9 protein-coding genes are annotated in these 9,775 nt (G+C 25.8%); 2 read left to right on the top strand and 7 right to left on the bottom strand.

Going from position 1 to position 9,775, the window contains the following annotated elements; all coding sequences use genetic code 11:
- Positions 1-974: 974 nt before the first annotated feature.
- From KJQ97_RS08060 to modA, 4 genes are all read right to left on the bottom strand, one after another.
- Positions 975-1,214 carry a hypothetical protein gene (locus tag KJQ97_RS08060; RefSeq protein ID WP_214120509.1) on the bottom strand — a complete coding sequence of 80 codons (240 nt, stop codon included), beginning with the start codon at positions 1,212-1,214 and terminating at the stop codon, positions 975-977.
- 136 nt (positions 1,215-1,350) lie between these two features.
- Positions 1,351-2,013 (bottom strand): molybdate ABC transporter permease subunit, encoded by a 663-nt coding sequence (gene modB / locus KJQ97_RS08055; protein WP_214118254.1) that lies wholly within the window; start codon positions 2,011-2,013, stop codon positions 1,351-1,353.
- The gene (locus KJQ97_RS08050) at positions 2,001-2,675 is read right to left on the bottom strand and encodes an ATP-binding cassette domain-containing protein (RefSeq protein ID WP_214120508.1); all 675 of its coding nucleotides are present in this window, start codon (positions 2,673-2,675) and stop codon (positions 2,001-2,003) included. The genes modB and KJQ97_RS08050 overlap by 13 nt, the downstream gene beginning before the upstream one ends.
- Positions 2,668-3,360 carry a molybdate ABC transporter substrate-binding protein gene (gene modA, locus KJQ97_RS08045; RefSeq protein WP_214118250.1) on the bottom strand — a complete coding sequence of 231 codons (693 nt, stop codon included), beginning with the start codon at positions 3,358-3,360 and terminating at the stop codon, positions 2,668-2,670. The genes KJQ97_RS08050 and modA overlap by 8 nt, the downstream gene beginning before the upstream one ends.
- A 168-nt stretch (positions 3,361-3,528) precedes the next feature.
- Between modA and KJQ97_RS08040 the strand changes: the two genes are divergently transcribed.
- Positions 3,529-4,158 (top strand): c-type cytochrome, encoded by a 630-nt coding sequence (locus KJQ97_RS08040; protein WP_250325654.1) that lies wholly within the window; start codon positions 3,529-3,531, stop codon positions 4,156-4,158.
- A gap of 46 nt (positions 4,159-4,204) precedes the next feature.
- Here the strand turns inward: KJQ97_RS08040 and KJQ97_RS08035 are convergent, their stop codons facing one another.
- Entirely contained in the window at positions 4,205-5,410 is a 1,206-nt protein-coding gene (locus KJQ97_RS08035; protein WP_214120507.1) for a phosphoglucose isomerase-related protein, read from the bottom strand.
- Positions 5,411-5,429: 19 nt separating this feature from the next.
- The gene (locus KJQ97_RS08030) at positions 5,430-6,977 is read right to left on the bottom strand and encodes a glycosyltransferase (protein WP_214120506.1); all 1,548 of its coding nucleotides are present in this window, start codon (positions 6,975-6,977) and stop codon (positions 5,430-5,432) included.
- Positions 6,978-7,035: 58 nt separating this feature from the next.
- On the opposite strand from KJQ97_RS08030, the gene wecB reads away from it, so the two are divergent.
- On the top strand, positions 7,036-8,145 hold the full coding sequence (gene wecB, locus KJQ97_RS08025; protein WP_214120505.1) for a non-hydrolyzing UDP-N-acetylglucosamine 2-epimerase: 1,110 nt from the start codon (positions 7,036-7,038) through the stop codon (positions 8,143-8,145).
- A 22-nt stretch (positions 8,146-8,167) separates the two neighbouring features.
- On the opposite strand, the gene KJQ97_RS09955 is transcribed toward wecB, so the two are convergent.
- Positions 8,168-9,535, bottom strand: coding sequence for a glycosyltransferase family 4 protein (locus KJQ97_RS09955; RefSeq protein ID WP_214120504.1), 1,368 nt, complete (start codon positions 9,533-9,535; stop codon positions 8,168-8,170).
- Positions 9,536-9,775 lie beyond the last annotated feature (240 nt).

The following is a 9,775-nucleotide window of genomic DNA, read 5'->3' as shown; positions in this document are numbered from 1 at the left end:
TGTTTAAAATATTTAAATAATAAAACTATATAAACTAATTTTATACCTTTACAGGATAAATAATGTTTTTAAAAGCTTTTTTAATGAAATAAATAAGCTGTGGATAATATAGATTTAATGATGTTGTAGTGGGTTTAATACAAATTGATAGATAAATTTTTTATTTTATTTAATATAGGAATTTATCTTAAATATTTTTAATGTAGTTTGATAAGAGTTATTTCTAAAATGCTTTATAAGATGATTTAGGAAATGATTATAGTATTATTTTTAGTGTAATAAAAAATAGCTTATAAATTAGTGGATTTAGTGATTGATTGAATTGTTGGTGCGGTGTTAATATAATTAATAAGATTTATAATAGTGGCTTAGCCTTGCTTATTAGATTTAAATGAGCTATTCGTAAATTAATTTTTTAGATTAATAACATAGCTTATAAATTTTTAATCTAAAGGGTTAGATTAAGGCATAATAATAGTATTCCAGAATAAAAAAGCGTATATGAAAGAACTAATATTACAAATTTAAAATAATAAAGAAAATTTTCTATAAAATTATAATATATGTGGTTTTTATCTTTTGGTTTATATTCTTTTGAAATTACTTTAAAATAACGAAAGCAAAATACACATTTAAAGAAAAGTTTAGCCTTAAATTTTTTATACGGGTAAGCTTCATATAAGAATGCAAATCCTACAACTATCATAGCAAGAAATACTAGTTTCATAAAATTCTTTCAGTAGTATTTACAATACTTAATTAATCAAACCAACTATAACGCTTGATATTGTTTTTTTCTAAAATTTCAATAAAATTTTTAATTTCATCTTTTGTAAACATATTTTGATTTATATGTATCGGAAATTTAAATTTCTTAAACCTAACTACTATATTATTATTAGTAATAGAAGTAAAAAACCAATAATCTTTAAATTTTCTATAGCAAACCTTTTGAGTGCAAAACTTTCTCTTAATTATGAAAAAATCTTCATAACAAATAACCGTTTTAATATCAATTGCACAAAAAAATGATAAGGTATAATAGCAACTATAATAAAACCAATAATATTTGCTAAAAAATTATCTAAATCTATAAAACATATTCCAATCAGTAAAGTTGCTAAATCCCATATAAAAACAAATATATAATAAAGAGATACGAAAAAAGATTTTTTTCTATTCATCACAAAAATAGGCTCATTGTTGTTTTGCATAATATTTTCCTATATTATTTATTTTTATTTTGAAAATAGGCTCTCCTTTAAGTTTTACCCTACAGCTTTTAACCTATTATATTCTCTATACTCTCAATTTTTATCATTATTTATTCTTTAATTTAAAGAATTTAAATTAGGATTTATATTTATTTTGTTTTATAAATTGTAAGGCAAATAAAATAATAAAAGAAATAGCCAATAATATTATACTAAGCTCATTTGCTTTATTTAAATCTAGTGTTTCTAATGCTTCAAATACGGCAATAGAAGCGACTTTTGTCTCTCCTGCTACGCTACCGCCTATCATCATTACTACACCAAATTCTCCCATAGTATGAGCAAAACTCATAACACTAGCACTTATTATACTAGGGATTATTAGCGGCAAACAAAGGCGAAATATTATGTTAGCTTGAGATTTTTCAAGTAATTTAGCTCTATCAAAAAGATTTTTGGGCAAAGCATTAAACGCACTATAAATAGGATTAAACATAAAAGGCATAGAATAAATTATTGAAGCAATCAATAAAGCCTTAAAATTAAAAACAAGTTTAATATCAAATTTAGCTAAAAATTGCCCTAAATAATTATTAGGACTTAATAGCACCAATAAATAAAAGCCTAAAACGGTAGGGGGTAGCACAAGTGGCAATGAAATTATGCTTAATAGTATTTTTTTACCAAAAAACTCTTTTTGGCTTAGATAAAATGCAGGATATAAGCAAATAAAAAATAATATTATAGTAGTTACGAAAGATAACTTAAGTGATAAGAAAATTGGTGTTAATTCTTGCATAAAAACTCATTATTTTGGATTTTTTCTATAAAAAATTCTTCTTTATTAAGACATTTTTCAAAACTACCATTTTTTACAAAATATATTTTATCAGCAAGGGCATTTATTTCAAAACACGAATGAGATACAAAAATAATTGTTCTTTTGTAGTCTTGATTTATTTTTTTGATTAGTTTTATAAGTGCTATTTTGTTACTATCATCAAGTGCACTTAAAGGCTCGTCTAATAATATATATTTTGCATTTTTGCTTAAGGCACAAATTAATGCTAGTCTTTGTTTTTGTCCTCCGCTTAGAGTGCTGATTTTTTTAGTTTTGTGCTCTTCTAAATTAGCTAGTTTTAATAATTCATCGTAAAAATTACTTGTATTTTTATCTAATTTTTTACCAAAAATATATTTTAAATCATCTAAAAGAGTTTTAGTATTTGTAAAAACTAGATTTTCATATACATTAAAATTATCAAACAATGTGCAATCTTGAAATAAAAAAGCAATATCTTTTAGCAAAGGCTTATTAATAAGCCCAGCTATTAATTTTAAAATAGTGCTTTTACCACTTCCGCTATCACCAAACAATGCGATAATTTCTCCATCATCAAAGCTTAATCTAGCATTTATTTTAAAGTCTTTAAAATCGTGTTTTAAATCCAGCTCATTCATAGCCATATTTATTAAAAATTTCCTTTGCATCAGGGCTTAATATAAAATCATAAAACACTTTAGCATTTTTTTCTTTACTTGTAATTATCATACCTTGTAAAATTGGTTCGTATAATTTATCATCAATTTTTAATATGTTTTCATCACTAAAACCTAATTCTTTAATTTGCTCTACGCTAGACGCTGCTACAAAAGCATAATCACAAGCTTTTGTAGCTTGTAGTAATGTTGCTGAAATATTTGTAGCCGTTATTATGTTTGAACTATTTGGAATTTGATTTAATACTTCTTTAGCTGCTTTTCCATAAGGAGCTGTGTTTGGGTTTGCTATAGCTATACAAGATGCGGTTTTTAAATCATCTAAATTAGGCTTTTTTTTAGCTGAAAATAATATTAGCTTTCCTTTTGCATAAGTGATTGCTTGATTTTTAGTTAATTCTTCTAAATCTTTAGCAAATTCCATATTTGCAGATAAGAATACATCATAATTTGCTCCATTTTTAATTTGTGCGTTAAAGCTACCACTAGCACCTGTATTGACATTAAGTTTTATATCTGGGTGTAGTTTTTCAAATTTTTGCTTTAATTCGTTTAGTGGATAGCTTATGTTTGCAGCTGCTGCGATATTTAAAGTATTTGCTAATGCAAAAGAACTTAAACTTAAAAATAATAATGCTTTTTTCATACTTACTCCTTTAAAATATAAAAAATTATATATTAAAAAATCTTTAATAAAACTGAATTTAAAAGCTTATTATATAAAATAATATATAATAAATTAATTTTTTATTTTAATATTACAATTATTAAAAAATGCTAGTATTTTGCCTTTTAATTTATTTAAGGAGAAAATATGAAAAAAATATTTTTAAGTTTAGCAGCAATTAGTGCTTTAATAATTCAAACAGGTTGTAACGATAAAAAAGAAGAGCAAAAACCAGCTCAAGAGCTTAGTCAAAATGTAAAATCAAGCACTGAAGAAGTGGCTAAGAAAATAGATACAATTGTAGATAATGTGGCAACAAAGGTTGATGAACATATAAATACTGCTGCAAATCAAGTTGAACCTATGATAAATTCTGCAGTAGATAGCATTAGTGATACTACAAAAAGCGTTGCTAATAATTTAAAAGAAAGCACCAATGAAGTTGCAAATACAATAAAAGAAAGCACAGATAGTGCAGCTAAAGCAATTACTGATGGCATTGATAAGGTTAGTAGTAGTGTTGAAAATGTTTTAAAAACTGATGCGGCGACTTTATTTAAAAAATGTATTGCCTGTCATGGAAAAAATGCAGAAAAATTAGCTCCTGGGGCTGAAGTTGTAATAAATACTTTAAGTGAGAGCGAAATTTATGAAGCTTTAAGTGGATATAAGGCGGGAACTTTTGGTGGTAAATCTCAAAAAACTATGCAATTACAAGTAAAAAATCTAAATGATGAAGATTTTAAAGCTTTAGCTAAATACATTAAGACTTTATAAGATAGTTAAAAATTAGGAATGTGAAATTCCTAATTTTATTTTATGATTATTTTGTAGTTAATAATATTTTTAGAAGTTTTTTTGCACTTTCAACACCAGGTTGATCGTAAGTGCTAATGCCTATCATAAGCCCACAAGCACCAACTAATAACTCATAATAATATATTAAATATCCGATATTATAAGCACTTTTGCTATCAAGCTCAATTAGACTTGTTTCTATTCCTTCAGCTTTTATCGCATCAAGACACGATTTGCTTTGAGCGTAAAGTAGCTCATCTAAACTATGTCCTACGCTTTGATTTTCAAGATTTTCAAGTCCTTTTATGTGCTTTATTTTGGGGCTATTTGGATTTGGTTTTATACGGATAAATTCTACGAATTTATCTTTTGGCCCTTCAATTATGAGTTGTAAAAACGAATGCTGGTCTTTTGGTCCTATTAGACTAATTGGTGTAAGTCCTACGCGTTTATATTCTTTAAATTTCCCAAGACTTTCGGCTACAAGCTGAACGAACCATTCGTTAAAATGGCGTAATTCTTCGCAATATGTAAATAAAACATAGTTTTTATTAATCATTTTTGTTGTTAGCGTGTAGGCTAGATTTATGATATGCTCACGAGCCAAAGTATCGTTCATACAAGCTTTTGCACCATTTATAATACTTTCTACATCAGCCCCTGCAAAATATAATGGCACAAGCCCAACATTGCCAAGCACGGAAAATCTACCACTAACATTTTCGTCTAAATCAAAATGCAGAATTTCGTTTGTTTGCAAAAACTCATAAAGCTTGGTTTCTTTCATGCAAATACCGATAAAATGGTGCTTTAGCTCATCTACGCTAAGATTTAATTCGTCGCATAAAATCCTAAAATAACTTATGCATTCAATAGTATTTCCTGATTTTGAAACAAGGATAAAAAGGGTTTTTTCAAGGCTAATTTTTTCTAAGATTTCATTAAAAAGAGTGGTTGAGATATTGTCTAAAAAATCAATGTTTTTAATGCCTAAAAAACTAGAAATCGCCCTTGTACCAACGCTACTACCACCCATTCCAAGCACTACAAAATGACTTTTGTTTGCAAAGATTGCTTTTGTTTCTTTTAATTTTGAAATTCCTATTTCAAATTCTAGCGGTAAATCATAAAATCCCACTTCGCCACTTTGCCTTTCAGCATTCATTCTATCTATATAATCATTTATGATTTCTTTGCTAGTTTTTTCAAAATACCCTTCGTAATTTATCATTTAATTCCTTTTGTTTGCATTATTGATATTTTTGTATCCCTAATTTTTTCTTAATAAAATGTCTAATAGCTCTTTCTAATCTTTTAAAATAATTATCTCTATTTTTTATACTTTCATTAAAAATATTTAGTGTTTTATTAAACATATCATTGTTGTTAATTAGCGGTATAAAACCATTATCCATTGCCAAATTAAGAGCTTTATTAAATTTCTTAACATTCTCATCGCTCATAGATATACCGCATTTTTCTATCCCATATTTAACGCTTAATTCAGGGTCAGCTCCCCATATTTTTTTATTATTTTTATTGTGTGGCGGAACAAAAGTTTGTATATTGTGTTTTTGTAACATTAGTGAAAATCCTATATCTTCTCCTGCTACTTTCAAATCTTGCATTTCTTTTGGCGCATTTAATAAGTATTTTAACCATTCCTTTTTAAAAAACCACGCATGTCCTACAAAATCTACTAAGGCAGTTATTTCATTAGGGCATGCCCAACCTAGTCTAAAAATATTTTGCGGATAATCTCTTGGTTTTTTCATTACAACACCTATTGCTCCATATAAACCTTCTTGTTTATGCATTTCATTAAGGCAATTTGCTAAAAAATCACGCCCTGGTAAGGTATCATCATCAAATACACAAACATATTTTGATGTTGCTCTTTGTGCGAAATGAAATCTTTGCCAAACGCCTTTGTTTTCTTGAGAAATTTCAATATTTGTAGCTATTTCTTGTGCTTCTTTGCACATTTGAATGCCTTCAAATACTCCATCTTGATAGATTAAAATTTCTTTTGGCTTAATTGATTGGTTTTTTATAGATTCTATTTGTAGTGGTAATACATGTGGTCTTTTATATAAATTTAAAACAACACTGATTTCTAGCTCTTCTTTAGGATAAATTTTCATTTTACAATTTTTATTTGCATACTCGCTAGAGCTATTCATATATGGTTTTAGTTGTATTTTGTCTTTAAAATAAAAATCAATTGAAGAGCCAAAATCTATATATTGATTATCTTCGTTATTTTCAAATAATTTATGTATTATAATTTCTGCTAAAGGACCAGCAGATACAACATATAATAAATCTTTTTTATTGCCAAAATCATTAATAATTTCGTTAATTAAACTATCTAAATGATTGCTATAAAAATCATTACAATCATCGCCAATTTCGTAATATTTTAAAACATTTAAATTACCTATTTTTTTATTTTTAGCACGATGATTTGCTATCACAATTGCATCTTTTTTTATTTTTTCAAAATATTCTTTAAATTTTTTATTATTAACGAAAATATTGCTTAAGCTAATGTTTTTATTTTTTATTTGTTGTTGGTAAAAATAACTAGATGCAAAATCACAGCAAGGACAAGAAATAGCGTGTATGATTTTAGGATTATTTAGTTTTAAAGTGTTTAAAATATCTTGTTTAAATGAATTGTTATTGCTTGTTTCTAATAAGTTTTTTATATTTTTGTTAAATCTTAGTAATGTAAAATTTATGTTTGAATAAATTTTGTTAAAAATTATATCAAATTCGTTATTTAATATAAGCATGTAGTACCTTTTGAATGATATTATTGTTATATTAAATAATTAAAGTAAGGAAATGTTTATGGTAAAAAATATACTTGTTGTATTTGGAACTAGACCTGAAGCTATTAAGTTAGCACCTGTAATTTTAGAACTAAAAAAATACCCAAATCTTTATAATGTAATAGTATGTAATACCGAACAACAAAAAGAATTATCAAATCAAACTCTTGAATTTTTTGATATACAAGCAGATATTAAACTTGATTGTATGAGAGAAAATCAAAAATTAGTTGATATTCAATCAAGGATTATGTTAAAATTGCAAGATGTATTTAATGATAATACTATTCATGCAACTATAGTACAAGGCGATACCATGAGCGTATTTTGTGGAGCGTTGGTAAGCTTTTATAATAAAATCCCTGTTTTTCATATTGAAGCTGGTCTTAGATCAAATGATATATTCGAGCCATTTCCAGAAGAAGCAATTAGAGCTATGGTTAGTAAAATTACAACCTTACATTTTGCTCCAACAAACGATGCAGTGCAGGCATTAAAAAAAGAAGGTATTGATAAAAATGTTTTTATGGTTGGAAACACATCTATTGATGCTTTAGCTTGTTTATCTGATGAAATTATGCAAAAATCTGATAAGTTTTTAGAAAATATTGATAAAGAAAAATTAGTATTGGCAACCATTCATCGCAGAGAAAATCATGGTGATAGGTTAGAAGTTATTTGTAAAGCTATTAAAGATTTAGCAAATAAGTTTAAAGATCATAGTTTTTTAATACCAGTTCATCCAAATCCTAATGTAAAAAATAAAATATATGAAGAATTATCTAGTATAAGCAATGTTATGTTAACTAATCCGTTGGAATATCCTATGTTAATTAGTGTTATGAAAAATTCTAAACTTATTTTAACAGATAGTGGAGGAATACAAGAAGAAGCACCTAGTTTTAATGTTCCTATTTTGGTTTTAAGATATGAAACAGAAAGAATAGAAGGCGTAAATGCTGGTTTTTCAAAACTTGTAGGAGCTGATTATAATAAAATAATAAGTGAAGCTACTAATATATTAGATAAACACAAAAAAGATACAAGGATTATTAAAGAAAACCCTTATGGTAGCGGTAATGCTAGCATATACATTAAAGATTATATTGATATATTTTTTAAAAGATAGTATAGATTAAGCAACTATTTGCTTAATCTATAAAAGAAGAAAATACATTATTCCATTTTCTTTCCCAAATTTCTTTACTAAATACTTTTGATACTTCAGTTGCATTTTTAGATATTTTTTCTAATTCCTTAGGGTTATTAAGTAAAAATTCGATAGCAGCTATTAATGAATTTGTTTCTGGATTTATTAAAATTCCGTTATAACCATCAATTATTAGATTTGTTAATCCTCCTATATTTGTTGCAATTACTGCGTTACCAGAAGCCATAGCTTCTATGCAAGATAATGATGTTCCTTCGCTATATAGTGTAGGAATTAATGAAATATCTGCATTGCTATATGCTTCTTTCATTATGCTAGAATCTAAAACTCTATTATCAACACGATTTTTAAATTTAGACTTCATTAAATCTATTGCTTTTTGTATTTTGTCTTCGTGTACAAATCCAACAATGTCTAATTCAACAAAATCATACTTTTCTAGAATATACATCATAGCTTCATGCATAATCCAAAATCCTCTTTCATCAGAACATCTTCTAGGAAATAAAATTTTAATATTATTGTTTTTATTTCTATTAGAGTAAAAATTGGTTAAATCAACATAATTTGCAATATAATTAAATTGGATATTATTTGTCTTTATATATTTAGCAAAAGTAGATCTAAACCAAGATATGGTGTTTGTATCAACAGAAACAATTGTTTTTGATGTAAATAGATTGTTTTTTATGAATGAAATACATGCGTCACTGCAAGGGTTATCCCAAGTTATACCATGTGAAATAATGATTGATTTGTTGAAATTTTGCTTGCAAGGAAACCAGTCAGTCATTCCAGAATAAATGATTAATTCAAAAAAATCACTAATTTTAGTTGTCAAATAGTTATAACTATTTAAATTTAAATTGATTCCTAAAATTGTCAAATTGCCTTTGTTTAAAATCCAAGGATTGTCTTGCTCTTCAGAGCCTAATTGTATTAAATATGTTTTATAGTTTCTTTTAGAAATAATATCTGCTAAATCTAAAGCATATCTTTCTGCTCCGCCTGAGAAAAAATTTTTTCCTTTTTTGTCATAAAAAGATAATTGAAATATACATACTTTTTTTGAATTATCGCTTGATAATATTTCTTTAATCTTATTTATTGTATTGTTTGTTTTATCATTATTAAAACCATATTTTTTCTTTAAATATATTGTGTATGGAATATATTTCCAATTAATTTTCTTGATAGATTTTAGATAAAAATCATTAGAAGTTTTTTTATATAGTCTTTTGCATAGTAAGTATGCTTCTTTTTTTGTTATTTTTTTTGAAATATTTTTAATTTTATTTTCGTCTTCATTTAGTTGCCATTCTAACAATAAATTATCTATATTATCCACAATTGTTTCCTTAAAATTATTTGTTTTATTATAGTATAAATTTACATATTAAATCAATTAGGATTATTAAATGCTCTTTAATTCCAATCTATTTATATTTATATTTTTACCAATAACATTTATTTTATATCACACGCTAAATTACTATAAACAAATAAATCTATCAAAAGTTTTTATGATACTTGCTAGTTTTATTTTTTATGCTTATTTTAAATACTTACTTGTGTTTATACTAATAGC

The organism is Campylobacter sp. 2018MI01 (assembly GCF_018501205.1).
In the GTDB taxonomy this organism is placed as follows: domain Bacteria; phylum Campylobacterota; class Campylobacteria; order Campylobacterales; family Campylobacteraceae; genus Campylobacter_E.
The sequence above is the reverse complement of the archived record's forward strand: the minus strand, read 5'-3'. Positions and strand labels throughout refer to the sequence as shown.